Origin of the sequence: Mesorhizobium delmotii (assembly GCF_900149755.1) — a bacterium.
GTDB classification, from domain to species: domain Bacteria; phylum Pseudomonadota; class Alphaproteobacteria; order Rhizobiales; family Rhizobiaceae; genus Mesorhizobium; species Mesorhizobium delmotii.
Window position 1 is genome coordinate 209080 of record NZ_FUIG01000019.1, and the last position, 25132, is coordinate 234211.

The 25132-nt window shown below is 62.8% G+C and carries 22 protein-coding genes and 2 pseudogenes; 11 read left to right on the forward strand and 13 right to left on the reverse strand.

What is annotated here, in order from left to right; genetic code table 11:
• Positions 1–119: 119 nt before the first annotated feature.
• The 8 genes and pseudogenes from BQ8482_RS11875 to traA form a co-directional block, all read right to left on the reverse strand.
• Complete coding sequence (locus BQ8482_RS11875; protein WP_123147781.1) at positions 120–1109, reverse strand: ABC transporter ATP-binding protein; 990 nt, start codon at positions 1107–1109, stop codon at positions 120–122.
• Positions 1106–1993: an ABC transporter permease gene (locus tag BQ8482_RS11880; protein WP_123147782.1), complete on the reverse strand. Its 888-nt coding sequence runs from the start codon at positions 1991–1993 to the stop codon at positions 1106–1108. The genes BQ8482_RS11875 and BQ8482_RS11880 overlap by 4 nt, the downstream gene beginning before the upstream one ends.
• Complete coding sequence (locus tag BQ8482_RS11885) at positions 1993–2940, reverse strand: ABC transporter permease (protein ID WP_123147783.1); 948 nt, start codon at positions 2938–2940, stop codon at positions 1993–1995. The genes BQ8482_RS11880 and BQ8482_RS11885 overlap by 1 nt, the downstream gene beginning before the upstream one ends.
• Before the next feature lie 129 nt (positions 2941–3069).
• Positions 3070–4932, reverse strand: a complete 1863-nt coding sequence (locus BQ8482_RS11890; protein ID WP_123147784.1) for a CocE/NonD family hydrolase — start codon at positions 4930–4932, stop codon at positions 3070–3072.
• 835 nt (positions 4933–5767) lie between these two features.
• Positions 5768–6088, reverse strand: a pseudogene (locus BQ8482_RS11895) (lysozyme family protein); the annotation flags it as partial.
• 14 nt (positions 6089–6102) lie between these two features.
• Positions 6103–7257, reverse strand: coding sequence for a conjugal transfer protein TraB (locus tag BQ8482_RS11900; RefSeq protein ID WP_123147785.1), 1155 nt, complete (start codon positions 7255–7257; stop codon positions 6103–6105).
• A 1-nt stretch (position 7258) separates the two neighbouring features.
• Positions 7259–7789: a conjugative transfer signal peptidase TraF gene (gene traF / locus BQ8482_RS11905; RefSeq protein WP_123147786.1), complete on the reverse strand. Its 531-nt coding sequence runs from the start codon at positions 7787–7789 to the stop codon at positions 7259–7261.
• On the reverse strand, positions 7786–11145 hold the full coding sequence (gene traA / locus BQ8482_RS11910) for a Ti-type conjugative transfer relaxase TraA (protein ID WP_123147787.1): 3360 nt from the start codon (positions 11143–11145) through the stop codon (positions 7786–7788). Before traA ends, traF begins: the two co-directional genes overlap by 4 nt.
• A 254-nt stretch (positions 11146–11399) precedes the next feature.
• Here traA and traC point away from each other — a divergent pair, with 254 nt between their 5' ends.
• From traC to BQ8482_RS11935, 5 genes are all read left to right on the forward strand, one after another.
• On the forward strand, positions 11400–11696 hold the full coding sequence (traC, locus tag BQ8482_RS11915; protein WP_123147788.1) for a conjugal transfer protein TraC: 297 nt from the start codon (positions 11400–11402) through the stop codon (positions 11694–11696).
• Between the two features lie 4 nt (positions 11697–11700).
• A complete protein-coding gene (gene traD, locus BQ8482_RS11920) occupies positions 11701–11916 on the forward strand; it encodes a type IV conjugative transfer system coupling protein TraD (RefSeq protein WP_165848525.1) in 216 nt (71 codons plus the stop codon).
• Complete coding sequence (gene traG / locus BQ8482_RS11925) at positions 11909–13828, forward strand: Ti-type conjugative transfer system protein TraG (RefSeq protein ID WP_123147790.1); 1920 nt, start codon at positions 11909–11911, stop codon at positions 13826–13828. Before traD ends, traG begins: the two co-directional genes overlap by 8 nt.
• A gap of 496 nt (positions 13829–14324) precedes the next feature.
• Positions 14325–14720, forward strand: a complete 396-nt coding sequence (locus tag BQ8482_RS11930; RefSeq protein WP_244602758.1) for a thermonuclease family protein — start codon at positions 14325–14327, stop codon at positions 14718–14720.
• 85 nt (positions 14721–14805) lie between these two features.
• A complete protein-coding gene (locus BQ8482_RS11935) occupies positions 14806–15066 on the forward strand; it encodes a WGR domain-containing protein (protein WP_123147791.1) in 261 nt (86 codons plus the stop codon).
• A 98-nt stretch (positions 15067–15164) separates the two neighbouring features.
• Here the strand turns inward: BQ8482_RS11935 and BQ8482_RS11940 are convergent, their stop codons facing one another.
• Complete coding sequence (locus BQ8482_RS11940; RefSeq protein ID WP_123147792.1) at positions 15165–16265, reverse strand: DUF4037 domain-containing protein; 1101 nt, start codon at positions 16263–16265, stop codon at positions 15165–15167.
• Positions 16266–16267: 2 nt separating this feature from the next.
• Between BQ8482_RS11940 and BQ8482_RS11945 the strand changes: the two genes are divergently transcribed.
• The 5 genes and pseudogenes from BQ8482_RS11945 to BQ8482_RS11965 all read left to right on the forward strand — a co-directional run bounded on the left by BQ8482_RS11945 (position 16268) and on the right by BQ8482_RS11965 (position 19140).
• Entirely contained in the window at positions 16268–16666 is a 399-nt protein-coding gene (locus BQ8482_RS11945) for a hypothetical protein (protein WP_342210941.1), read from the forward strand.
• A gap of 52 nt (positions 16667–16718) precedes the next feature.
• On the forward strand, positions 16719–17141 hold the full coding sequence (locus BQ8482_RS11950; protein ID WP_123147794.1) for a phosphoribosyltransferase family protein: 423 nt from the start codon (positions 16719–16721) through the stop codon (positions 17139–17141).
• 272 nt (positions 17142–17413) lie between these two features.
• Positions 17414–17527 (forward strand): annotated as a pseudogene (locus tag BQ8482_RS40555) (ATP-binding cassette domain-containing protein); the annotation flags it as partial.
• A 10-nt stretch (positions 17528–17537) separates the two neighbouring features.
• A complete protein-coding gene (locus BQ8482_RS40560) occupies positions 17538–17729 on the forward strand; it encodes a GrpB family protein (RefSeq protein WP_123147795.1) in 192 nt (63 codons plus the stop codon).
• 253 nt (positions 17730–17982) lie between these two features.
• Entirely contained in the window at positions 17983–19140 is a 1158-nt protein-coding gene (locus tag BQ8482_RS11965; protein ID WP_123147796.1) for an IS110 family RNA-guided transposase, read from the forward strand.
• Positions 19141–19701: 561 nt separating this feature from the next.
• Here BQ8482_RS11965 and BQ8482_RS11975 read toward each other — a convergent pair.
• Entirely contained in the window at positions 19702–21099 is a 1398-nt protein-coding gene (locus BQ8482_RS11975; protein WP_133254751.1) for an MFS transporter, read from the reverse strand.
• On the opposite strand from BQ8482_RS11975, the gene BQ8482_RS11980 reads away from it, so the two are divergent.
• Positions 20983–21864 carry a LysR substrate-binding domain-containing protein gene (locus BQ8482_RS11980; protein WP_133254752.1) on the forward strand — a complete coding sequence of 294 codons (882 nt, stop codon included), beginning with the start codon at positions 20983–20985 and terminating at the stop codon, positions 21862–21864. The two genes, BQ8482_RS11975 and BQ8482_RS11980, sit on opposite strands and share 117 nt — an antisense overlap.
• 63 nt (positions 21865–21927) lie before the next feature.
• On the opposite strand, the gene BQ8482_RS11985 is transcribed toward BQ8482_RS11980, so the two are convergent.
• The 3 genes from BQ8482_RS11985 to BQ8482_RS11995 form a co-directional block, all read right to left on the reverse strand.
• Positions 21928–22329 (reverse strand): single-stranded DNA-binding protein, encoded by a 402-nt coding sequence (locus BQ8482_RS11985; RefSeq protein ID WP_123147799.1) that lies wholly within the window; start codon positions 22327–22329, stop codon positions 21928–21930.
• Between the two features lie 797 nt (positions 22330–23126).
• The gene (locus tag BQ8482_RS11990) at positions 23127–23405 is read right to left on the reverse strand and encodes a DNA -binding domain-containing protein (protein ID WP_123147800.1); all 279 of its coding nucleotides are present in this window, start codon (positions 23403–23405) and stop codon (positions 23127–23129) included.
• A gap of 414 nt (positions 23406–23819) precedes the next feature.
• Complete coding sequence (locus BQ8482_RS11995) at positions 23820–24746, reverse strand: ArdC family protein (protein WP_123147801.1); 927 nt, start codon at positions 24744–24746, stop codon at positions 23820–23822.
• Between the last annotated feature and the right edge of the window lie 386 nt (positions 24747–25132).

A 25132-nucleotide genomic window follows, 5' to 3' on the forward strand; every position in this document is an offset into this window, starting at 1 on the left:
CGATGGCTCGCTGATATGACCACCGTCTCGGTTCGTCGAGACCTCTCCGATGAGACTCTTCGTAGTCGACGCCACAACGGAACTCTCAGACTCAGCGGGTGATTTTGGCGGGAGGGATCTCATGCGCTTGCGCCCACTCGATCGTCGGTCGTGAGTTCGTGGACGCGGCAGCAGGCCACGACATGGTGGGCATCGAGCGTTTCCAGTGCCGGGACGGAGGCATTGCACTGGGTCAGCGCGTGCGGACAACGAGGTGCGAAGCGGCAACCGCTCGGCCACGCATCTGGGCTGGCTGGGATACCAGGGATCCCGATGAGGCGTTCCGTGCGCCCGATCGCTGGACGGGCTCGGAGCAACGCCTGGGTGTAAGGGTGCCTGGGATGCCGCAGCACAGTTTCGGTGGTTCCGTGCTCGACGACCATCCCGCCGTACATCACGGCCACGGACTGCGTCGCCGCTTTGACGACACCCAAGTCGTGGCTGACCAAGATGAGGCCCATGTTCTCCTCGTGGTTGAGCCGGCGCAGAAGCTCAAGGATTTCCTTCTGGACGGACACATCCAGCGCTGTCGTAGGTTCGTCGGCGATCAACAGATGGGGACGGCCGGCGATCGCCAAGGCGATCATGACCCGTTGCCGCATGCCGCCCGATAACTGGTGCGCATACTGCCGCAGAACGCGTTCGGGTTCGCGCAGCCCGACGCGGTCGAGAAGCTCCGTCGCACGTACCTTGGGTGCAATGCCGCCGTCGGCATCAAGTGCCTTGATGGTTTCGGTCAGGTGGGTGCCGATGCGCATCAGCGGGTTCAACGCCGACATCGAGTTTTGCGGCATAAGCGTGACGACCCGGCCGTACAGCCCCGCCTCAGCGTGCGCCCTCGGTGAGGTGACGTTCCTGCCCGCGAGAGACAAGGTGCCGCGGCTGATGCGTCCACCGAGCACGGCCAGCGATCCCGCGAATGCGCGGCAAGTCAGGCTCTTGCCCGAACCCGTCTCACCGACGATCCCAACCGAGCCTCCCTTGTCGACCTTGAGGTTGACCTGGGAGACCAGCTCAAGGCCAGCGATCTCGATCGCGACGTTCGAAGCATGTAGCAGCGTCTCGGTCATGGCAACCTAGCCCTTCGTATGCTGGAGGCGAGGGAGTCGACCACCAGCATCACCCCGATGCCAAGAACCAGCACCACACCCACGGCGCTCAACGAGATCCACCAGGCATCTCCCAGGTAACCGCGACCCTCATACATGATGCTGCCCCATTCCGGAGTAGGTGGCTGGATACCGGCCCCCAGAAACGGCAACGCAGCAATGAGGGACACCATGAAAAGCGCGTCGGCAACCGCGTAAGTCACCGTGGTGGGCCACACCAATGGCAGCAGGTGACGTGCCACGATCCGAACGTGGGAGAAGCCGAGTAGTCGGGCGGCCGCGACGAAATCTTCCTCTCTGAGGACGCGTGTGCGGGTGCGGGCAAGGCGCGCGTAGATCGTCCAGTTCACCATCCACACGGCCGCGAGTATCGAGGCGCCGCCCGCCGGCAGCGGCCAGACCCGTGTGCCCGCGCCGGTAATGAGCACGATGACGAGGACCAAGATAACGAAAGGAAACGCGATGACACCGTCGGTCAGCCGCATCGCAACCGCATCCACTGTTCGGCGGCGCGACGCGCCCACCATCGTGCCAATCACCGTGCCGAAGACCAGCGGGACTATCACACCGAGCCCCGCGAGCGCGATGTCTATGCGACCGGCGGTGAACACTCGGATGAAAACATCGCGGCCCACCGAGTCGGTACCGAATGGATGCTCACCCGACGGCGGCTGCAGCGGAGCGGCGACCAGGGCGTTCGGATCCGTGCTATTCACGATCGGAATCAGCAGACAGGCGAGCACTACAGCAGAGATCAGCCCCACACCAATGCGCAGCTCGATTCGTGCTGGCCGGCGAACGGAGACGCGGCCGGGTCCTGCGAATTCAGCGGTTTCTGCAGCCATTAGGCACTCCTCCTCAGGCGGGGATCGACAGCGATATTGAGCAGGTCGGCCAGCAGATTGAACACGACCACCGCGAGAGCCGTGAGCAGCGCGATGCTCTGCACGACCGGAAAATCCCGCGTGCCCATGGCTTGAAGCAGCTGGGCTCCAAGTCCGGGCAGCGCAAAGACCGTCTCGACGGTCACCGCACCACTCACCAAAATACCGGCATTGAACCCGACCAACGTGATCACCGGCAACATCGCGTTAGGAAGGACGTGACAAAACACGATGCGGTACCGGGAAACACCACGTGTGCGGGCCGCTTCAACGAACGGCTGCCCGAGCGCATCCAGCGCAGCCTGACGCACCGTGCGCGCGATTAGCGGTCCGAGATACAGCGAGAGGGCGACGGCAGGAAGCCACAGATATTCGAGGTTCGCAGGCCACGACCCGGCCCAACCACCAGCCGGCGCAAGCCCGAACCGCAGCGCGACGACGTACAGCACGATGAGACCGGCCATGAAACTGGGCAGCGCTAGCAGGATGGTCGTGCTAAGCCGCCCGAGCAGGTCTGCCTCTGAGCGGCGCACCATCGCAAGCCATAAACCAAGGGGGACCCCGCCGAGCAGCGAGAAGATAATGGCCATGGCCGCCAGGCTCCCCGTCACCACCAGCGCCGGACCGATCAGCGACGTAACCTCCTGCCCTCGATAAGCGAACGACGTGCCAAGATCGCCCTGCAGCAATCTGCCCAACTCTCCTGCAACCTGCTGCAACACCGGCCGGTCGATGCCGAGCTCGTGGCGAAGGGCGCTCAGCGACTCAGCTGATGCCCTGTCACCAAGCATGGTCTGCGCCGGATCACCCGGCACAACCCGCACCAGCAGGTTGGTGCCGACGGTCACGAACAACGCAACAATCCCGATCTGCAAAGCCCGCACCGCAATTGCACGAATCACCATCATCCTCTCACCCCTTCGCGGAAATGTTCGCCTCCGCGGAAGGCCGTAATCCTGCCTTCGCGCCGATTCGCCGCACTATGCGGTACCCCCCTCGCCAAGTTCGGCGTTGCTGAATGCAAAGTCACGCCACTGTTACGTGGGAGCATCCCCGGCGGGCACAACCGGCAGTACAATACATGAGGGATACTCAGCCTCATGAAATATCGTCTGCTCAGCGAGAGCGTAGCTTGTGTCTTCGCCCTTCTGCAGACCTGTGTTCGGGTTCGGTTCGAACCACGGGAAACTGCTGCTCGTGACTTCCAGTCGAATGCGGTGCCCCTTCTTGAAGAGGTGGCCGATCGACCAAAGATCGATTGTATACTCGTAGACGTCGCCAGGAACGATGAGTTCCTGCGTCGCAAAAGAGTTTCGATATCTGGCCCTGATGTTGCCTGTTGCAAGAAGTGTTGCGTAACCGCTCGGGTCAACGTCAACCAAGGACACGATAAAGTCTGTATCCGGCGCACTCGATGCCGCGTAGATGTGGGCGAAGATACGGCCGACCACTTGAAGCTCGCGCTCAAGCGGCGCGCTTGTGTACACGAGGACATCGTCGCGGCGCTCGACCGGCCGACGGTCCTGCGGACCCGACATATTTGGTTCTAGACCAGTCCAGACACCACCTCCTACCGTAGGCACCGGATCGGCCGGATCATACACAAACCGGTCGGCGGGCTCCTTTACTGGCTTCATCTCGCTGAGCTGACCGTTTCCGAAAAGGCTGTTGGCGTGGCCACCGCTGCGTAGGTAGAAGTTGGTACTGAGCGCATCCGGTACAGGCCACGACGGGTCGGCGCGCCAGCGATTCGCTCCGGAAATGAAGACGTGCACCGGCGGTTCCTGGAACACACCATTGTCCGTGCCTTTAAGCCAATAGTCGAACCACCGGAGCTCCAGTCGGTGAAGATCAACTTCAGCATCCGCCCCGTAGTCTCGATCACCCACCTGTGGATGGGTCCAATTATGATCCCACGGTCCAATTATGAGACGGTGAGACGTCCGCAATTCCTCAGGGCCATAGGCCACCATGCCGAGGTAATTGTTGATCGTGCCCTGCAAATCGCAGTCATACCAACCTGTGATGTTTAGTGTCGGGACATTAACTTTTGGATAGTTCCCGGTGGTCATCTCCCCGACATGATATCGAGCACCGGGGCTACCCAGACGCCAATAGTCATCGTTGTTGGGATGGTCAAAGAAATCACCCCAGATCTGTGATTTCTTCCCGAGCAAGGCCTCGTCCATCGTTCGAAGCGGCAGATGCCGATAAATCCGCTCCCAGTCGACGAATTTGTTCCAAAGGTCGCCCTCGTTCGTCCGCTGCTCGCCAATGACCATCAATCTGATTGCTTGGCTCAGCAAGAGACAACCGTCCCTATTTATGTTTTGGAAATGGTCATCAGCGCTAGCCATTGGGACGATTGTTTTCAGGTACCGACTGCCAAGCATCGCACCCATCCATTGCACCGTGGCGAGATACGAAACTCCGGTCATAGCGACCGCGCCCGACGACCATGATCGTGTCCCAAGCCACTCGATGCAGTCGTGAACGTCGTAGCCCTCGTGGCCGCCCGTGTGCCAGTCTTTAAAAAAGAACAGATATGGATCTCCCTCTGAGCCATATCGTCCTCGCGTATTTACAGAAACAATTGCATAACCGCGGGGAACAAAGTATTTCGCCCGACCGATGATATCACTCATCGGTTTCTCTGGGCTCGCAGTACTATTGTCATACGGAGTAAATATCAGGATGACGGGGAACTGCCCTTCGGCTTTGGGCCGCCAGATGTTTCCCCGAAGATGGATCCCATCGCGCATGGGAATCTCGACCTGATGATAGAAATCTACGTCATGTTCCGGCTGCGAAAGAGCGTGGGTCCATGTGCCTGAGCTATCGATGAACCACGCCCAGGGAACTCCGCGGCGTTGAGCTTCGAGGCGATCGATCTGCGACATTGCTACCTCCACCGCTCAAAATTTCCAGCCGAATCCAGAGCGGGAGCCGCCGTAGGCCTGCCTAACGACCAAAGCGCCCTCCGTTTCGTCGCAAGTGCGAACGATTGTCTTGGCATCAATAAGATCTCACTTTGATGAACCCCGAGGAGGGGAGTCACGTCCACGAAATGCTACCGCTACTTCCAATCTCGGCAGATCATTTCAGAAAACCCTTTGCCAGGAAAATACGTTCTCATAGGGCTCTAATTTAGTTTTGATATATGGGTAGCGGCAGCGTGCGCTGGATCAGCGTCAGACAGAAATCTTCAACGCCATCGTGGTGAATAATAGCGTGACGGCCGTGGCAGCCCGATTAAGAACGTCGCAACCACCGTTAGCCGCTCGTTGCGCGATTTTGAAAAGCAGATAGGCTTTGATCTGTTCAATCGGTTCGGCAAACGCTTTGCGCCGACAAGTCAGTCGTAACTGCGGCGGCGTGGAAGAATTAGCCGGTTGGCTACGGCAATCAAAGGACATAACGCCGCGCACATGCGGATCGCCTGTCTTCCGGCTCCCGCCGAAGCGTTCTTACACGGCGTAGTAAATCGTTTCTGAAAGACCCGTCCGCAGGTCCATCTTACTCCGCCGTCCATCTTACGGTGCACTCCATTCGCGTAGGCGAGGCGATTTAGGCGGTGCAGCCGATATTGCCAGTGACACACTCGTCGTGGTATTTCTCTCTGCCCCACCAGACGAGAATCGACCTTCGGTTGTAGGTCTGCTTCCGATCTTACTCGCTCGAGATCTCCATGTCTGCTCAGGATGACCATTGTCGGGTTTCGCGGGGCAGAATTCGAACGCGGTAGACCTTGCCGAACAACTTCGTGCCCAAGTGGATGTTGGCGCATTTGTCAACCAGGTCGGGCGTCAGCTCCAAGACCTCGGTTACCCCGAGCCCCCGGGTATTGAGTGATCCCGACCCGCGCGACGGCCCTGCCGACATGCTGCCGGATGAGGGCCACGGCTTCATCCGGCGTGCTTGGCGGGGAACCAGCACCACACGACGCCGGATCGAACGGTGTGGATCGAGCGAACCCGCCTCGGCGATGAATCTCTCGAGGATCGCCGGCTTCAGACCGGGATCGGCGCATTGCTGGATGAGGGCGGCGTCGATCATGGGCGGCTCCATGTTCACGTGTTGAAGGCTGTGACGAGCGGCAGGCCGAACAGCCGCGCCCAGGCGATCGTGCTGGCGTTCTGGATGGCGACGATGATAGTACCGGCGGTCCACCAGCCATTGCCGACGGCCACGATGGTGTCGGGCCGGTGCAGCATCGACTGCAGGACGGGCCAGACGACGAGCTGCTCGTAGCAGATGAGCGGCGCGACCCGCCGGCCGGCGAGCTCGACAACGGGATTGGCGAAGAGATGCGCTCGGGCGCCGCCGCCCTGCCCCAGCCAAAGGCGCCAGGGCTGCCACATCGAGACCGGGACCGGCATGCGCTCGCGATAGAGGATGCCGGCCTCATGCGCCGATACTTCGATGAGGACGTTGTCGTAGCCCTGAGGCTCGACGACGGCTGCGCCGGCGATCACGGTGACGCCGCTGCCGCTCAGAGCATCGCGCCAAAGCTGCGCGACGCTCGGCGTCCAGAACCCGAGCGCGCTTTCGGGAAGCACGACGATCTCGCCGCCGTGCTGCGCGGTCCGCATGACCGTGGCGATCAGGGCACGCTGTCGCTCGAGCGTGCCGTCGCGGCCGAGACTTCGCCCCATCTCCAGGTCGACGCCACGGAAACCGTCGGGGAAAGCCGGCTCCGTCCAAAACGCGGCGGACCAGAGCCAGATCCCTCCCAGCGTGATCGCGGCAGCCGGCCATGCTCTCGTCGTCATGACGAGCAGACCGGCGGCCGTGGCTGTCAGGCCAAGCCATCCCCATCCCGGGAACAGCACGCCGGCGGCCGTCAGCGGATGCGCCCAACCCACGATCCCGAAGGGCGGCACTGCCATCAACACGGCCGCCAAAGCAAACCGTGCTGCCTTCACCCATCCCGGACGCTTCGTCCAGAGGGGCGTATGGACGGCAACGAAGGAGAGCGATGCCGCGACCCACAGCAGCAGGCCGGGCCAGAGATCGGAGCCGTAGAAATTGGCGACACCCTGCGGCAGGCCGTGTGACGCGGCCAGGAAATAGGCCGCAGAGACGAGCGCGACCATGACGCGCCCCCGCGCCAATGCCCACAGCGCCGGAAACAGCATCGCCAGCGGCAGCGCCAGCGGGTCGCCGCTCCAGGCAACCACGCCGATGAGCGCGGCGCTCGCGATCAGCACCGCGCCGTGCGCCATATCATGGCTCGAAGGTGAGGAGCGGTTGCGCGCGGCCAAGCAGGCCGCTGGCGGGGATCGGCCCGAAATATCTCGAATCATAGGAGCCTGCGAAATCGGAGTGGAGAAACAGGAAGCCGGCTGGAACGTGTCCGCCGGCGAAGGGTGCAAGCGCCCTGCCCGCGGCATCGCGTGGCTGAACATCGGAACGGGGAAGCGGCTTGCCGTCGACGGAGACGCCAGCGCCGATCGCAATCGCCTGCCCTTCCGTCGCGACGACCGTCTTGATCAGCGGGCTGAACCATCCCGGACAGAGGCCGCGGCTGAGATAGAAGCGATCCCGCGCCATCCGGAGTACCGCGGTATCCGGCGGGCAGATGAAGACAAGATCGCCCACTGCTGCAGTCCGTTCGAGCGGCTCGATGCGCCAGAGGCCGAGCGGATAGCTGCGCGTCAGATTGGTGCGCAAGCCACCGAGCCAAGCGATGGCCGGAAGAATCACGAGGCTCGCCGCCGTGACCGCGATGATCACGATGGCGCGCCGCCGCCTCATTGCTTCATCACCGGCGTCTGGCGCTGCGTCTGCCGCAGGTTTTTCGACTGCTTCAGGGTCTCGGCCGTGCGTTCATGGGCAGCGAGCTGCTGGGCTGTGCGCATGATCGGCCATGCCTCGGCGAGCTTCTGCCGCTCGCCCGGCGCGAGCCCCTCAGCCGCCTTGTCGAACGCCCTGCCCGAGGGTTCGCGCGCTGCATTGGTCAGCAGCGTGCGCTCGCCGAACCGCTCGGCGATCACCTTGTTGAAGCCCTCGATCTCGGCCTTCGCCTCGCGGTTGGAGATCGCGAAGCCGAGCGCCGCCGGCAGGTCGTTGCGGTCGATCGCATCGCGCACGCGCTCGAGCACTTGGATAGCGCCAGGCGACAGCGCCGGGATGTCGATCGAGACGCGATGGCGCTTCGCCTGCTCCTCGGCCTCGATCTTCCGCACGGCCGACTGGCGCAGGCTGAGATAGCGCTCGATGTCGCGCTTCAGCGCCGGGACATTGTGCTCGGCGACGCGCCGGTCCTCGCGATCGGCCTTGCCGGCGAGAAGGCCGGTCCTGCCCTTGAGGGCGCCGAGGGTCTGCGGCTCCGACACAAGCCGGTCAAGCGCCGCTTTCGCCGCGGCTGGATCGGACAGAACCGCGTCGAAATTCATGGCGCGGAACGCGGTTTCCGGATCGGCGAAGACATAGCGGAAGCGCGTGGAAACCTCGTCCCATTGCTTCGAGACGGCGGGATCGGAGCGCAGTTTCTCCTCCACCGTTTCCTTTATCGAGTTGGCGAACAGGGTGACGCCGGCGACCATCGGTACGGCCTCCTTCTGTCTCTGGGTCTGGCGGGGTTCGAAGAGGCCGAGGCGCTCGCCCACACCGCGCAGGCGCTGGGTGAGATCGGCGAGCTGTTGCTTCTGCCGGATCGTCCAATCGACGCGATCGCGGAGCAGGGTGCGAGCCACGCGAACAATACTGAGGCCGCGGTTTTCGGCGAAACGGAGCGCCTGGCGGTAGAGCGTGCCGCGCTCGTAATCGAGCGTGGTTTCCTTGGCGTTTCGCCGGGACAGCACCTTGACCAGTCCGCCATGGAAGCCGAAGGAGCGGCGCCCGTAATAGAGCGTCATGTCCTCGCGGTGCCTGGTCATCGCGACATAGGTCAGATGCCGGTCGAGCGAGAGCGAGGCCAGCACCTTCACCCGGTCGACGGTGGCGCCTTGGGCCTTGTGGATCGTGGTTGCGTAGCCGTGGTCGACGTTGCGGTAGGTCTGCTGGTCGACGGTGACCTGACGGAGCCGGTCGCCCTCGCCGATCGCCGCGACGATGCGGCGGGGCGCGGCCTCGACGATCCTGCCGATCATGCCGTTTTTGACGCCGAGCGCGCTGTCGTTCTTCAGGAACACGATCTGGTCGCCGACATCGAATTTTCGGACGCCGTCCTCCGTGCGGAAGACATGTCCCTCTCCGACGATGCCGCGCGCGACGAGCTTCTCGCGCGCCATGGTGTTGAGCAGGCGCACGTCGCGGCGCAGATGCGCCAGGATGAGCGAGCTCTTCGCGGGATCGTAGTCCCGATCCCAATCCGCGATCAGGCCGGCGACCGCTTCGGCCTTCAAGTCGGAGCCGAGCACCCTGCCCTGCTGCCGGTAGGCCGAGATCGCCTCGGCGATCCGGCCGCGCGCCAAGTCGAGCGAGGCGGTGCGCATCCATTCCTCGCGCTGGCGGTAGATCGTCTCGAGCTCGGCATAGCCGATGCGCTCGACGATCGCCCGGAACGCGGCGCCCGCCTGTATCGGCTGGAGCTGCTCGGGATCGCCGACCAACACCAGCTTGGCGCCGGCCTTCACGGCGGCTTCGACGAACAGCGCCATCTGCTTGGAGGCGACCATGCCGGCCTCGTCGAGGACACAAACGGTTTTTTCGTCGAGCCTGTCCCTGCCTTCTTTCCAGCGCAGCTCCCATGACGCCAGCGTGCGGCTTTGGATCCCCGCTTCCTTCTCCAGACCCTCGGCCGCTTTGCCTGCGAGCGCGCCCCCGACCACGCGGTAGCCGGCGAGCTCCCAGGCCTCGCGCGCGGCCTTCATCATGGTAGTCTTGCCGGCGCCGGCGCGGCCGACCACCGCGGCGATCCCATCCGCCTTCGTCACATGCTCGATCGCCATTCTCTGCTCGGCCGACAGCCGCTCATGGCGCGCGAAGACGCTCTCCAGCACCTTTCCCCGAACGCCATGCGAGCCCTGGTTCGACAGCCAGATCGCCCGCCGCGCCATACCGGCTTCGAGGCGGATCAGCGCGCGCGTCGTATAGCGCGCCGGCATTCTTTCGCCGGTCGCGAAGTCGACGCTTTCGCGCTCGATGCGGAGCAGTTTCGGGCTCTGAAGAATGCGCGCCATCAGCTGCCGGAAGGCGCTGGCATCGTCGATATAGCGATGCAGCACCTTGGCGATGTCGCTCTCGGCAAAGACGCTTTTCTCCGACGAAAGAACATCGAGCACGATCTCCGGCCGGCGCAGGATGCGTTTGCGGTTTTCGGCCTTGCGCTCCTCGAACAGCTCGACGCGTTCGAGCTTCGGAGACCAGCCGGGCTTTTCTCGCTTGCGGTCGATCGCCTTCGTCGCCACGCCGATATGCGTGGTCGGCACCAGATCGATGCCGTGCTCCGCATAGGAGCGCCCGTCGACGCGGATCTCGAAACCGCCGAGCGCCAGATGCTGGTTCTGTAGATCGAGCCAGCCATTGCGCTGCTCCAGGAACTCGGCCTTCTCGCCGGACCAGAGCCGGTAGACGATTTTGCCTGCCTTGTTGCGCAGGACCTCGCCGTCTTCGCCGATGACGGCGACCTTCTTCGGGCCGAATCCGTCCTCGGTGAGCGGCCGCAACGTCGTCATCAGATGGACATGCGGATTGCGCGCGCCGATCCCATCCTGGCCTTGGCCAGGACGGGAGGTATCGGCGCCACCAGGAGAGATCTCGTTGTGATAGACCCAGTCCGCGACCTGCCCGCGCGCCAGAACCTGCTCGGCCACGAACTGGCGCATCAGCGCGATGTTCTGCTCCTTCGACAGTTCGACCGGCAGCGCGATGATGAATTCCTTGGCGAACTGCGCGTCCTCGCGCTTTTCGAACGCCTCGACGCGATTCCAGAAGGCTTCCGCGGCACCAGCGACCGAGCGGTCGGCAATCAGCGCCCTCACCCAGGCCGGCGCATCGGGCGGCAGCAAAAATTCCTCATGGGCGAGATTGCGCTTGTTGGAATAGTCGACGGTGCGCGCCTCGGCCTCGTATTCCATGCGCGCGCAGTGGCGATACGCGGCCGAGAGCACGGCGCTGCGGCCTGAGCCGCGTCCGATGAGCTGGGGCGTGAAATGCGTGATTGCCACGGTGACGGCGCCTCCGACGAGAAACGAACCCGGTGTTCGTCGGGAGTGGCACGGCCCCGCCAGGGCCCGGCGCCATTCACGTCGCGTCAGCGACGTATTACTGCGCCCTTGGATGCCGCTCCTTCGGAACGGCCGGGATCATCTCAGGCAGCGTCGGCTCCGCCGACTAGTTTTTTTATGAGTGGCGACTGTCCCTCATCCGGGGAAAGCTGGGTCTCAACCGAGCAGAAGCTGAATGCGGAAGGTCGTCCGGAATGAAGAAGCCGTCATCCAAGATCAGGGAAGAAATCGCCCGCTTGCAGGACCAGCTCAAGGCGGCCGAGACGCGCGAGGCAGAGCGCATCGGGCGCGTCGCGCTCAAGGCCGGTCTTGGCGAGATCGAGATTGAGGAGACGGCGCTGCTCGCGGCATTCGAGGACCTTGCCGGGCGGTTTCGCGCTGCCGGCGGGAAATCGACCGGAAAGAAAAATGCCGCTGCGGGCAGGAGCGCCAGCGATGCGACCGCTGCGCTCGCGTCTGGCGCGGATGCGGGCGGCGATCACGAGGCTTGAGCGCATGCGCCGGTCGAGCTCATCGGAAGCCCGCAAGAAGGACACGCGCGAGAAGATCGAGCTCGGCGGGCTGATCGTAAAGGCGGGCCTGCGCTATGAGAAGCGGGCGCTGCTCTTGGGCCTGCTGATCGACGGCGTTGACCGGATCAAGGCCGATGAGGCGGAGCGCGCGAGGCTGCTGGCGATCGGCGCGGAAGCCTTCGGGCGCGACCATGAATAGGGTGCTGCTCGTCCTTGCGCCGGCGGCGCTGATGCTGGCGGTCTGCATCGGCATGACCGGCATTGAGAGCTGGCTTGCGAGCTTTGCAACAAGCGAGAACGCGCGGCTCATGCTCGGAAGGGCCGGCCTTGCCCTTCCCTATGCGGTGGCCGGGCTTGCTGGCGTGATCTTTCTGTTCGCGGCCGCTGGTGCGCATGCGATCCGCTCCGCGGGCTGGAGCGTGGTAGGCGCAGCCGTGGTCGTCGTGGCGCTCGCCGTGACGCGCGAGACCGCCCGGCTGATTGCACTCGCCGATCCGGTGCCCGCGGGCGAGACGGCGCTCTCCTATGCCGATCCGGGAACGGCGGTCGGCGCGACGATCGCGCTGATGTGCGGCGTGTTCGCGCTGCGCGTGGCGATCAAGGGCAATGCCGCTTTCGCGGCGGCCGGTCCCCGCCGCGTCCGCGGAAAGCGGGCAATCCACGGCGAGACCGACTGGATGAGAATGGAGGCGGCCGGAAGGCTGTTTCCTGAAACCGGCGGCATCGTGATCGGCGAGCGTTATCGTGTCGATCGTGATCATGTGGCGGGGGTGGCGTTCGACGCCGACAGTCGCGAGACATGGGGAGCGGGCGGCCGCTCGCCGCTGCTCTGCTTTGACGGCTCGTTCGGCTCCTCCCATGGCATCGTCTTCGCCGGCTCCGGCGGCTTCAAGACCACCTCGGTGACGGTTCCCTCCGCCCTCAAATGGGGCGGCGGGCTCGTAGTGCTCGACCCGTCATCGGAGGTCGCGCCGATGGTGATCGACCACCGGCGCAAGGCAGGTCGCAAGGTGATCGTGCTCGACCCGGCCGATGCCGCCACCGGCTTCAACGCTCTCGACTGGATCGGACGTTTCGGCAGCACGAAGGAGGAGGACATCGTCGCTGTCGCGACCTGGGTGATGACGGACACGGCGCGGCACGCTTCGGCGCGCGACGACTTCTTTCGCGCGTCGGCGATGCAGCTTCTCATCGCGCTGATCGCCGATGTCTGCCTGTCCGGTCATACGGAAAGAAGGGACCAGACTCTCAGGCAGGTCCGCACCAATCTGTCGGAGCCGGAGCCGAAGCTGCGCGAGCGCCTGACGAAGATCTACGAACAGTCCGAATCGGATTTCGTGAAGGAGAACGTCGCGCCCTTCATCGCCATGACGCCGGAGACCTTTTCCGGCGTCTATGCCAACGCGGTGAAGGAGACGCACTGGCTCTCCTATCCGAACTATGCAGCACTCGTCTCCGGCGACAGTTTTGCCACAGACGAGCTCGCCGCCGGCGAGACCGACATCTTCATCGCTCTTGACTTGAAGGTGCTGGAGGCGCATCCGGGGCTTGCCCGCGTCATCATCGGCGCGCTGATGAATGCGATCTACAACCGCAATGGCGAGGTGAAGGGCCGCACGCTGTTCCTGCTCGACGAGGTTGCCCGGCTCGGCTTCCTGCGCATTCTCGAGACCGCACGTGATGCCGGCCGCAAATACGGCATCACCATGACCCTGCTCTACCAGTCGATCGGCCAGATGCGCGAGGCTTATGGCGGGCGCGACGCCACCTCGAAATGGTTCGAGAGCGCCTCGTGGATTTCCTTCGCCGCGATCAACGATCCAGAGACCGCCGACTACATCTCGAAGCGCTGCGGCGACACCACGGTCGAGGTCGACCAGCTGAGCCGCTCCTCGCAAATGTCCGGTTCCTCGCGCACACGCTCCAAGCAGCTCGCGCGCCGGCCGCTGATCCTGCCGCACGAGGTGATGCGCATGCGCGCCGACGAGCAGATCGTCTTCACGGCCGGCAATCCGCCGCTCAGATGCGGGCGCGCCATCTGGTTCCGTCGCGCGAACATGAGGGCCTGCGTCACCGAAAACAGATTCCACCGGAAGGAGATGGCGCAATGAGGCTTCGCCGCGGACCGATGCCGGAGCTGCCGTCGTCAGCAGGAGCATCGACGGTCCGGCCGGACGCACACGCCCCGCGAGATGGATCGTCACGCGCATGCGCGGAGACCGCGGAGCGGGCTCCGGGAGCGACGCGAAGGGTCGCGACTAGAGCCAGATCGCCGCAGGCGGCTCGCCCAAATCCGCTTCAGCTCCAGGTCGCCATTGCTGCCCCTGAGATGCGGGGAAGTTGAACGATGCCCGTAAGACGATCGAAACCGCATCCTGCGAAAACCTCGGAAGCCGAGCAGGGAGGCATGAGTTGAACACCGTCGTCAGATTCCGCCAGAAGAAAAAAACGCGCTTCGGGCAGCCGAAGACGCCGCGCGGGAAACAGTCCGTCTATCGGAAGAGATCATCGCGTCGGAAACTCGGATCGGCGATTGCGAAATTGATAGTCGGCGCACTCGTCGCAGCAGCGGCGTTCGGCGCTTACCAGCTCAGCGGAGCGGGTGGGATCGCTGGTGTGGCGGCCCTCGTCTCGGCACCGCGACAGGACTTGCTTTCGGCTTCGTTTCCGATATGCGGCGAGGGTCCCCGCGTGACCTGCGTGGTGGATGGCGACACGTTCTGGCATCAGGGTGTGAAGATCAGGATTGCCGATATCGACACGCCGGAGCTGAGCCCGCCCCGTTGCGAGGCAGAGCGGACAAAGGGTGAGACGGCGAAGCGCAGGTTGCGGGAATTGCTGAATGCAGGAAAGTTCTCATTGGTGGCCGGCTGGCGCGACGAGGATCGACATGGGCGGAAGCTCAGGACCGTGACCAGGAACGGGCGATCGATCGGCGAGACATTGATCGCAGAGGGCCTTGCACGCCGATGGGACGGCGGCCGGCGGTACTGGTGCGACTGACGCATCAGCGGCGTGAATCGGTCTGCCGGGATCGATTCAGGAAAGTCGTTGGACGGCGCTTCCAAATGAAGCGAGACTCGGGCCAATGTCGAGCAAGGAACCCGGACGCGTTCATCTGCGCCGCGTCGACCCTACACAAAACATGCGGCGCTTCTATGTGCTGGCGATCCAGCCAACGCTGTTCGGAGGCGTTTCGGTCATCCGCAGCTGGGGCCGCATCGGAACAAACGGCCAGTCAATGGTCCAGACATTCGATCAGTCGGAAGAGGCGGACAGCGCCCTGGTCCGCCTCGAGCTGAGCAAGAGGCGAAGGGGCTACCGCGATGCCCAGCCGCCGGAAGCCTGAGGACTCTTTGCGCCCATTTGGCAGCACATGCTGTGAACCATGCGATCGAGCCCGAAGCGGCCCAAGCCGTTCGGGCAAGATTAGATCAATGCTTGCGGTTACTTGAGTTCCGCCTTTAGATCCAGCAAGGCAGTAACCGCTGCTCTCGAGAATTTCGGGACGGCGAGAACGAAATTGCTGCTGATGAACTGGTCGGCCGCCCCAAATTCCGGCAGTTCTCGCAATTCATCATCCGCTATGGCAGATCGAAGCGCATTGCCGATCTGAAGGGAATCGACAAACCGGAACGGTCGGTTGTGAAGCGACCCGACAGACGGAGCAATCGCGCCGGGCACGCCTCTTGCCATTTGCAGCTCGGCGATGAACCAGCAAGCGTCGAAGAGTCCGGCTTCACGCTTCCGCCAGTCCGGAGCCGACAGGATTTGCTCGAGAGTCTCTGTGAGTTCGGGTGCGCAGGGCAATCGGGCAAAGGCCGTGCCAAGCCATTTGGGATAAGGCGCATACTGGCGTTCGACCAGCATGGCGAGGCGCATGATATTTCCGACCATGCGCGCGGCGATTACGCGGGAGCCAATCTCGTCACCGGCATCACCGGTTCGACCGATATAGGCGCGTTCCTCGGCGATGCGTCCCCACTGGGCCGCGAGCTTGTAGAGCCACACGTCACGTGGGAAGTAGCGAAGGCGATCCCTAAGAGCGCTTAGTTCGCCGATGTCGTCTCGAAAAACCGCACCAGCCGTCACGGTCAAAAACAATTGCTCGGGATAGGAAAGCCAATCGTGCGTGGTGACGTCAGCTGTAAACTGCCTCCCGAGAAAGCGATCGCACCAAGCCGACAATGTATATAGTTCAACACCGTGTTCTGATCCCAGCAGACCTGCTCCGGCATCGGCAGCGGACGGACGGACATTGGTGGGGTAGCGAACTGGCCAGCCGTCGAATGTATCGGGCAAGCTGAGGTCCAGGATCCGCATTATCTCCCGGGCTGTCTCGGAAAATTCCGCTTCGGGTAGAAAGATCTGCACGCATGGACCGTAGTCGTGGTCTGCGGACATATCAGTGTCGTAGCCAAGCACCTCCGACCCGAGGCCGATTCTGGCCGCCGCGTGGGGCAGTTTGGGAAAATGCTGTTGGAGAATTGGTGCAACGAGGCTTTCGTAGAACCGTTGCGACAAGCCAATGCCAACGCCATGAATCATCGATGACCTCGCAGATATTGGTCCAGCCCAGAGCAAGCCTCGGCGAACAAGGAAGAGCACAGGGGGTTCATTCTCATTCAGCCCTGTGGCACCTTTGCTCACCCGGCAATGCACCGCTTCACGATAAGACCATGCCCGAGATACCCCCTTACGAAGACAGCCCCCCGAATGTCGACGCGATAACCGATTACGACTGGCGCCACAGGATCACTTATCTGCGCCTCTTCGACGCAGCGCGGGACGGGGCCGACTGGCGGGAGGCTGTCGAGATCATTTTTGGGTTCGATGTCGATGCCCACCCGGAACGCGCCAAACGCATCTATGATAGCCATTTGGCCCGCGCGCGCTGGATGAGCGAAGTTGGCTATCGCTATCTGGTCCAAGGCCGTTTTGTGCAGTGACCATAATTGCGGGAGGCAGCGATTTTCACACCGGCATGGGGGGCCGCAGCCCTTGTTTCTCCGACGGGATCAGACTGGCTGCCGCTTCAACGGTCGAATTGAAGTCAATCGGTGCAACTCTGATGAAGCCGATGAGTGGACGTCTCAGGTCCAGAGGGTGATGGAAAGCGGTGAAAAGCCCCGCCCGGTCAACCTGATCGGTGACGTCAAAGGCAAAAGAGCGTTGATCGTTGATGACGAAATCGCTAGCGGCGGCACGCTGATGGAAGCAGCTGCGTTCGTCTTGAACCGGGGAGCTATCTCCGTTGAGGCGGCGGCAGTGCATCCTGTGCTTTCCGGCGCAGCAACGTCAAAGATCGCCTCCTCGCAGTTAGCTTCCCTGGTGGTTACTGATACGCTTCCACTATCGCCCGAAAGCGCATCGGCAAAATCGAGGTCTGCTCGGTCTCGTAACTGTTTGCTCATGCGATTCTAGCAATTCACAACGGCTCAAGCATCTCAAGCCTATTTCGCTAAAAGATATGGTTTCGCCTTAGTAACGGAACGACATCTGCCCTTTGGGAATGCGGATACGAAAGCATTCCCGTCAGAATGAGAGAGCGGAACTACTTTGTCCTCGCCGTCAGCCACAATCTACACAATCTGTCGTGAAACTGTCAGGGTAAGTCGCTGTATGTGCTACTCGGCAATCTCGGTCAAATTTCCGCGTGGCGCGGCACCTTGGGGTGGTTTACCAGCGAAGAGAAGATGGCCGCGCGGGAGGCTCTTGCCCGAGTTGGTATTTCCGAGGTTGCCTGGCAGCGCGCATCAACATTGTCAGGCGGCCAGCAGCAGCGCGCGGCAATAGCGCGCACTCTGGTGCAGCGCTCCGATGCGGTCGGTGATCTTCGGGCGGCATATAGCTTTTCGCGACTACTTGCGCGCCAATCCCGACGTGACGAAAACATATGGGCTTCTCAAGAAGCGCCTTGCCGACAGGTTCGGCTCTGATCGGGAAGGCTACAGCAACGCCAAAACGGCGTTCATCGCTGAAGCGCTGTCAAAGCGATCGCGGAACTCCTGACTTCCCGGCCTGGACTACGAGCTGGAAGGCGTGGCTTTAGGCGAGGGAAAGATCTTGCGACATCTGAGGGCTCCATTTAGAGCGGGCCAATTTCCCGCTCGATGGCTCCTCAAAGGTCGGGCTCCGGGCACGATCACCGCAAAGGCGAAACCGGCGCGGCTGCAGCTTGCTAGATCCCATGGGTGGAGGACGGCCAGCGGTTCTGCAAAATGAGGTTGCTGGACAATCAACGTACCTTGGAGGCGACCGCGCTATGAACGCAACTGTAAATCCTGCGCCCATCCAGACCGATCTAGGCGCCATCTTCGTTTCGCTCGAACTCAGCCGCTCCACGTGGTTGGTGACCTCGTTGTCACCGGCAAGCGGAGAGAAGATGTCAAAGTTCTCGGTCATTGCCGGTGATGCTGCGGATCTCCTCTCACGGATGTCAGTCCTTCGGGATAAGGCCTTGCACAGAACAGGGCGTGCTTACCCGATCATCACAATCCAGGAGGCCGGTCTGGATGGCTTCTGGCTCCATCGTTTGCTGACGAGAGAAGGGATTGAAAGCAATGTCGTAGATCCAGCGTCGATCACAGTATCCCGCCGGCGGCGGCAGGCTAAGACTGATCGACTTGACGGCGAGACGCTCCTGCGAGCTTTGATGGCACATAAGCGAGGTGAGCCGCGCGTTTGCGCAATGGTGCACGTCCCATCACCCGAGGAAGAGGATCAGCGGCGAGTTTCCCGCGAGCGCAAGACACTGACCGGTGAGCGCGTTACACACGTAAATCGGATCAAGGGACTGCTGTATTCACAGGGAATATCGGGCTACGAGCCGCTGCATAAAGACCGCCGCAAGCGCCTCGACGAGTTGAAGACTGGAGACGGGCGCGACCTACCTGTCCACCTGAAAAGACAGGTCAGCCGAGAGCTGGATCGCCTGGAGCTGCTGCTCGAACAGATCAAATCTGTAGAAGCCGAACGCAATGCGCTCCTTGGGTCTCAGGTCAAGAAAGCCAACCAGCCTCAGGTCGAAATGCTCCTGGGCATCAAGGGAATTGGCGCTGAGGTCGCAACGATTTTGTGGACGGAGGCACTATATCGCCATTTCGATAATCGCCGCCAGATAGCCTCCTACGCGGGTCTTGCCCCTACGCCGTGGCAAAGCGGTTCAATCGATCGGGAACAAGGCGTGTCGAAGGCCGGCAATCCCCGACTCCGGGTCACGCTTGTTCAGACGGCTTGGCTCTGGTTGAGGCATCAGCCGAATTCCGCGCTCTCCAAGTGGTTTCGCGAGCGTACGCAAGCCAATCATGGTCGTCGGAAGAAATCGACGATCGTGGCGCTGGCGCGAAAATTGCTCGTGGCACTTTGGAAGTACGTGACATCAGGTGTGCTGATGGAAGGCGTCATCACAAACAAAGTCTAAGTTCTCGATCCTTCTCGAAATCTACCGGGACCTGATCAGTTCTGGCAGATCCAGGTCGACGAACCGGGGGTCCGCATGGCTAACCGCCGTTTTGCTAGAATGGTCTCGTCGTCCTGAGCCTGGCCGCCGTATGCGGGATATTGGTGCCGCCGAATTTTAACGGCGACCGGATGTGAGGTTGATAGGCTCAGCTGTGAGCCGTGTCATGGAATTGGCTCAGACCTGGGTTCTGAAATTCTCCGGAGGTTAGCATGCAGCATTGATAACAAACGTCCCATGTGAGCGGACCCCTTTAGGGGTTGGATCGTGGAAGATCCGGGCTGGACCAGGAAGCCATCTCAAGAGAGCGGGGATTGGGCTGCGGGCCGAGCCCGCGTGCCGCCCAATCGGCTCGCACATTGAACACGAGCTGGACTTGGCAGATTTCCACCACGAGGTCCCTTTCCAGATGTTCGAGTTCCGAGGCGGGACACGCGCAGCAGCCGCCCGCAGTCGAAGCCGAAAGTTTGTAGTTGTCTTCGACATGCATTGCGAATGGCACGATCGAGCCTGTTGCGGACATCAGCGGATTTGATGCTTCTGCCATTCCGGCTCGACAGGCCGAAACAGCCAGAGGCCACCGCAGAGCGCCGTCAGATAGACGACCGCTGCTGCCCCGAATAGACCCTGCGCGCCGAGCGCATTCATCATGCCGCCGGCGACGGCGGGGCCGATGACCGCAGCCAGAGCATAGACAGAGGCAAGGGCGGCGGTGGCCGCCGTCAGCATCTCAGCCCGGAAGCGGTCGCCGATCAGCGCGAGCCCAGCGGTGTAGAGCCCGTAATTCGCGCCGCCCCAGACCAGCATCAGCCCGGCTACGGGCCAGAACCCCATACCTGATCCGTAGACCAGCGGCAGGGTACAGGCGAGCGATAGGCCGCAGCAACCCAGCACCGTGCGGCGGCGGCCAGCCCCGTCCAGCGCCAGCCCGATCAGCGGCTGACCGATCACCAGGCCGACATGGAACACCGCGGCGAGCAGCACCGCCTGCGAGACGTCGAAATCGCGATCGAGCATGATAACCGGCATGAGGCTGATGGCGATGGCATCAATCATCGACGCGATAAAGAGAAAGCCGAAGGCTAAAGGAAAGGCTGTGAGGGCCGACACGATGTGGCGCCCCGATCCCGACACGACCAAGCGGCTCACCGGCCGTTCCACCGCAGCGAACGGGATCAGCGCCATCAGCGCTATCGCGGCGCAAACGAGGAGAAGCGCGGCCGGGCGGTCGGGCATCAGCGCGATCATCGCGGGACCGAGTACGAAACCGAGGGCATTAGCAGCGGTATAGACGCCCATGATCCGCCCGCGCCGCTCGGGCGCCGCGGCGGCGTTCAGCGCCGTTTCGGCGACGATGAACATGAGACCTGCACCGCAGCCCAGAATCATGCGGGCCGCGAACACCGGCCAGAAGTCCCGCAGGAAGGCCAGTGCAACGAGCGCCCCCGCCAGCAGCCCCACACCTGCCTGCGCCGCTCGACCCGCGCCCAACCGGCGGGCGAGGCCGGGCACCAGCACCACGCCGGTCATGAGGCCGAGGCCGGTCGCTGCCGTATTCAGGCCATTTAGCGCGCCCGACACGCGATCCGAAAGCAAGAGACCCAGAAGCGGGTAGGTGGTGCCCATCGCGAGGCCGTAGATCGTCACCCCGAGGATCAGGGCGACCATCATCCGGGTTTGGGGGTTCTGCGGTCGGGTCATGGCATCCTCCTGGCGATGGGGTGTCAGTGAGATGCCGCGAAGTGAGATTTCACTCAAACGATATTTTTTGCCGCAAGCGAACGCTTTTGTTATGCTGGTCTCATGCGCAAACTGCCGAACCTCAACGCCACCCGCGCCTTCGAAGCAGCTGCCCGGCATGGCAGCTTCGCTGCGGCGGCGGACGAACTGGGCGTCAGCCATGCCGCCGTCAGCCGACATGTGCGCAATCTGGAGATGGAACTGGGCGTGGAACTCTTCGAGCGTCATGCCCGCCATGTCGTTCTGACCGGCGAAGGCAGCCTTTTCGCCCGCACCGTCGCCCGGTCCTTCGCCGATCTGGCGCTCGGCGTCGGGCGCCTGAGGCGCGGCACCGCCAAGGGAACAGTGGTTCTGGATGTGGAAACCGATCTGGCGGTTGTGTGGCTCATGCCGCGGCTGACGGCGGAGGCGCTGGACGCGCTGCGGCTCAACGTTGATCTGCGCTGCCGCCCGGATCCGCCGCGCAGCCTGCCCGGCGATGTCGACCTGGTGCTGACCTGGGGACCGGCTGCGCTGATCGGCTTTCGCTCCGAGCCCTTCCTTGATCTCAACGCATTCCCGGTCGCCTCGCCTGCATTGATCGCCAAGGGCCCAGATCCGGTCTCACCAGACTTCTACGCGGCGCACAGGCTGATCCACGAGCGCGGGCTCTACTGGTGGCGGCGCTATTGCGAAGCGGCAGGCGTCATTCTGGACGATGTCGACAACCACCTCTTCTTCAACCGCACCCATCTGTGCATCGACGCGGCGCTGCGCGGCCTTGGCATTGCCATCGGCGACCATCTCTCCTGCGGCCAGCATCTGCGCTCGGGGCGTCTTGTTCAGCTTCCCGGCCCGGTGCTACCGGGACGGGAACAGTATCATCTGTTGACCCCTGACACGCCGCACCTGTCAAGGCCAGCGCGGCAAATGCGCGACTGGTTGAGGAAGGCGGCGCAGAACTGAAAGCGATTGCGGGCAGAATATGCGGAAGGCCCCGCCTCGCGGCGGGGCCGTGCGATCCGCCTCTCAGAAGGGGATCTCGTCGGTGTCCTCGCTCTGGTTGCCGGCGCTGTCGCGCTGCTTCGGCCAGGCGAGGAATTCGACGCCGTCGGCGATGATCTCCGAGCCGTAGCGCTCGACGCCCTCGCTGTCGGTCCACTGCGTGTAGTGGATGCGTCCGCGGACCGCGACCTTCATGCCCTTCACGCAGTGCTTCTGCACCGTCTCGGCAAGCCCGTTGAAGCACTTGACGCGGTGCCATTCGGTGTCCTGCTCGGCATAGCCGTTCTCGCCCTTGACGACCTTGCCGTCGACGCGGCGGGGACGGGAGGTTGCGAGCCGGAAGTCGGTGATCCTGGTGCCGCCGCGGGTGGTCGCGGTTTCGGGGTCGTTGCCAATGTTGCCGGCGAGAAGAACGATGTTGGTCATTTCCTGTCTCCATTTTGCTCGTCCGGGGGAGAAGTCCCTCCGAACGAGACCCGGCCAAGGCCGTCGGGAGCCGCCTGCAACCGGAGCGGAACGCACGAGGCTTGCCCCCAAGGCCCGGAGTGGTGCGGGCAGGCGCGAAGCGCCAACACGGTCCGGAGCCGCGGGGGTTGCGGCCGGAAACCGAACGGACTTAGGGGCTTATTTCGTTTCGGAGGGATTTTTTTCCACTGGCAGCGGAACCGGAGACGGGATGACCGCGGACGATTGACGCCGGTAACGTCGGCAACGCCCCTCAACGCCGGGGCGCGGCGGAGCGGGCCTCATCGCTTCCGGCGACCTTCCGATCCCCGCCTGATCGATGGCAGCTGTGGTTCGCCGCAGGCCGAAGGCAATGCGCCACGCGCTCGGCGGAATGGCGAGGTGCCGAACGCCTCCACGGGAAGGGCGAACGGAATCCCAGTCCGCAGATGCAGCCGTTCGCATCGGGAAGGCGCGCCGGCGCGGTGCGGAACCGTCCGCGATCAAGCCAGGCCTCCGTCGCTCGCCGGCGGGCTCGCACCAGCCCGACACGACCTTGCGACAGCCTATCCTGCCCATGCGCGGATTCGGTCCCGCTGCGCGATGCTGCCAAACGCTTCGACCGACCGTTTCTGGTCAGCCGATCCATTCAGTGACCATGCGGGACAGTGACAGCTGTTCATCCGCATCCCGGCCGTGCGCCAAGGCGGCGACCAGGGCCAGGAGGGATCAGCGCTGCGCGATCATGGTGGCCGCGCCGGCGCGACCGTGATGGCGCTTTACTGCAGGGTGTCGCGGTCGCCGGCAAGGAGTTTTCGGTAGCCGGTTGTCGTCATCCATTTTGCCCGTCTCAGATGCTCTTCCCAACAATGGCGGGTGCGCTCTGGTTCGGCCACAGGGTCACGGTGAAGGACAATCCGGGCGACTTCGCGCCAGTCAGCGCCATCTGCCTCCGCATCGAGAAGACGCATATAGGTCACCTTGTGCCGGTCATCGTAAGGGGTGATGTTGTCGGACCACGGCACTTCGTCAGCAACATCCGGGTCTAGCTCAGGCATCTGCTCTCCTTCTCCTGCGTGCTTATTATTCCGTCCACAAAATCCCAAACCCTGCGACGATTTTTTGCGCCTGACTGCTGCGACGTAAGGCTTCAGGATTTTCGCGACAAGTCTAGAACAGCCTTTGCAAAGGCTTCGGGCGCTTCATGCGGCAGATTATGGCCGGCTCGCGGGACAATCCGCCGCTCAAACAGCGGCTTGAAACGTGCCGTCCGAGATCGCGCGGACATAATATCCCTCGACACTCGGGCGGACCGTGAAGGCCCCCGAGATCGTATTCGCGGGCAATCGAACTGATCCGGACTCCGAAGACGGACAGTGTTGCAGCCTGGTTGGTGCCGCCGGAAACGCCTATCGGAATGGCGTTCCCGTCGCAATCAGAGCTTCGATCTCGAAAGTGGACGCAAGGGAGCATCAGGCCGCCTCCCCCATCGTCTCTGACTGCGGCTGCAGTCCGTGCAGATAGGCGACGGCGCGCTGCGCGTGCGCTGCGGCCGTGAAGATCGCCCGCTTGTCCGACCCGAGTACGGTCAGCCAGCTTTGAAGGTAGGACGCATGATCCGGCCTCGGCTCCAGTTCCGGAACGATGCCGAGGTCAGCGCAAATGAGCGCTGATCCGATCTCCACCAACAATTCTTCGCGCGCGCGGTCCGTGCGATCCTTGTGGTAGCGGCTGAGATCCCTGTTCAGACGACGAGGAGCTGCTGTCCAATGTAAATTTTCGTGGGCACGGACAGCGACGAAAGACGCCATCTCCTTAAAAAATTCCGGGCGCGGCAATTGGATGTGGTCGGATGATGGCGAGTAGAACGCCTTGTCACCGCCATAGCGCACGACTGCCCCGGTGTTGTCGAAAAAGCGATCGGCATTTTCGATCCGTTCGACGGGCCTGGCCGTGGGATCCGCTGCTGTGTAGTAATGCGACGGCAGCTCCTCGATCTGGTCCGCGCAAAAGACCGTATAGGTTTTGAGGTACGCAATGCCGCGCTCGACCTCGTCGCCATTGGCGTCGATTTCGGTCTTGCTGAAGCTGCCGGCATAGACAACTGTGGTGCCGGTTTCGCCCTTGCGGACATGGCCGCCCAGTTCGACCGACTGCTTGAATGTCATCCAGTAGGGTGAAACAAAGCCCCGTGCGACCGCTTCGGACCACAAAAGCAGCGTGTTTATACCCTGATAGGGCAGCCCATTGTGGCGCAGCGGCCTGTTGACGCTGCCACTTTGATGACCCGCACTCCAAGGCTTGACCCAAGGGCGCACGCCATTTTCGAGATCGGCGACGATCTTCTCGGTTATCCTCTCGTAGAGGTCTGCCCGCGATCCTTTTTCTTTTCTGCTCATTTTCCTGAACCTCCATTCTGAAGGCCGCGCCCATCGCGGCCCCGTCACGGCGGTCCGTCAGCCGGGGCGATCAGGAGGCGCGGGCACCCGACCGGGGTCCCCACCGCGCTTGCGCGATGGGGTGGTCCTGGGCCGAAACGACAGTGGAGGACGGCGCAGCCGTTGCGCGCGGCGCCGGACCCGGCAGGAGCGACGTCCGGGACGGGGCGCGAAGTGCGGACAGGCGCGAAAGCGCCCTGCCTGGCGGGCGCGGTGCGCTCGACGCAGGCAAAGCGAAGGCCGGTTCAATGAACCGACCTGGCTCCCTCGAAAGGGTTGTATTCGTAGAGCGCTTCGACCTCGGCGTCGTTGAGTTCGTCGGCTGGCAGGACGCCGTTATCCTGACT

What these genes read in the sequence shown, in the direction of transcription:
- BQ8482_RS11875 (WP_123147781.1), bottom strand. Translation starts at nt 1,109, where the DNA reads ATGACCGAGACGCTGCTACATGCTTCGAACGTCGCGATCGAGATCGCT.
- BQ8482_RS11880 (WP_123147782.1), bottom strand. Translation starts at nt 1,993, where the DNA reads ATGGCTGCAGAAACCGCTGAATTCGCAGGACCCGGCCGCGTCTCCGTT.
- BQ8482_RS11885 (WP_123147783.1), bottom strand. Translation starts at nt 2,940, where the DNA reads ATGATGGTGATTCGTGCAATTGCGGTGCGGGCTTTGCAGATCGGGATT.
- BQ8482_RS11890 (WP_123147784.1), bottom strand. Translation starts at nt 4,932, where the DNA reads ATGTCGCAGATCGATCGCCTCGAAGCTCAACGCCGCGGAGTTCCCTGG.
- BQ8482_RS11900 (WP_123147785.1), bottom strand. Translation starts at nt 7,257, where the DNA reads ATGGCGCACGGCGCGGTGCTGATCGCGAGCGCCGCGCTCATCGGCGTG.
- traF (WP_123147786.1), bottom strand. Translation starts at nt 7,789, where the DNA reads ATGAGGCGGCGGCGCGCCATCGTGATCATCGCGGTCACGGCGGCGAGC.
- traC (WP_123147788.1), top strand. Translation starts at nt 11,400, where the DNA reads ATGAAGAAGCCGTCATCCAAGATCAGGGAAGAAATCGCCCGCTTGCAG.
- traD (WP_165848525.1), top strand. Translation starts at nt 11,701, where the DNA reads ATGCGCCGGTCGAGCTCATCGGAAGCCCGCAAGAAGGACACGCGCGAG.
- traG (WP_123147790.1), top strand. Translation starts at nt 11,909, where the DNA reads ATGAATAGGGTGCTGCTCGTCCTTGCGCCGGCGGCGCTGATGCTGGCG.
- BQ8482_RS11935 (WP_123147791.1), top strand. Translation starts at nt 14,806, where the DNA reads ATGTCGAGCAAGGAACCCGGACGCGTTCATCTGCGCCGCGTCGACCCT.
- BQ8482_RS11940 (WP_123147792.1), bottom strand. Translation starts at nt 16,265, where the DNA reads ATGATTCATGGCGTTGGCATTGGCTTGTCGCAACGGTTCTACGAAAGC.
- BQ8482_RS11945 (WP_342210941.1), top strand. Translation starts at nt 16,268, where the DNA reads ATGACCTCGCAGATATTGGTCCAGCCCAGAGCAAGCCTCGGCGAACAA.
- BQ8482_RS40560 (WP_123147795.1), top strand. Translation starts at nt 17,538, where the DNA reads ATGCGGTCGGTGATCTTCGGGCGGCATATAGCTTTTCGCGACTACTTG.
- BQ8482_RS11965 (WP_123147796.1), top strand. Translation starts at nt 17,983, where the DNA reads ATGAACGCAACTGTAAATCCTGCGCCCATCCAGACCGATCTAGGCGCC.
- BQ8482_RS11980 (WP_133254752.1), top strand. Translation starts at nt 20,983, where the DNA reads ATGCGCAAACTGCCGAACCTCAACGCCACCCGCGCCTTCGAAGCAGCT.
- BQ8482_RS11975 (WP_133254751.1), bottom strand. Translation starts at nt 21,099, where the DNA reads ATGTCGGCTGACGGCGGCATGGCTGACGCCCAGTTCGTCCGCCGCCGC.
- BQ8482_RS11985 (WP_123147799.1), bottom strand. Translation starts at nt 22,329, where the DNA reads ATGACCAACATCGTTCTTCTCGCCGGCAACATTGGCAACGACCCCGAA.
- BQ8482_RS11990 (WP_123147800.1), bottom strand. Translation starts at nt 23,405, where the DNA reads ATGCCTGAGCTAGACCCGGATGTTGCTGACGAAGTGCCGTGGTCCGAC.
- BQ8482_RS11995 (WP_123147801.1), bottom strand. Translation starts at nt 24,746, where the DNA reads ATGAGCAGAAAAGAAAAAGGATCGCGGGCAGACCTCTACGAGAGGATA.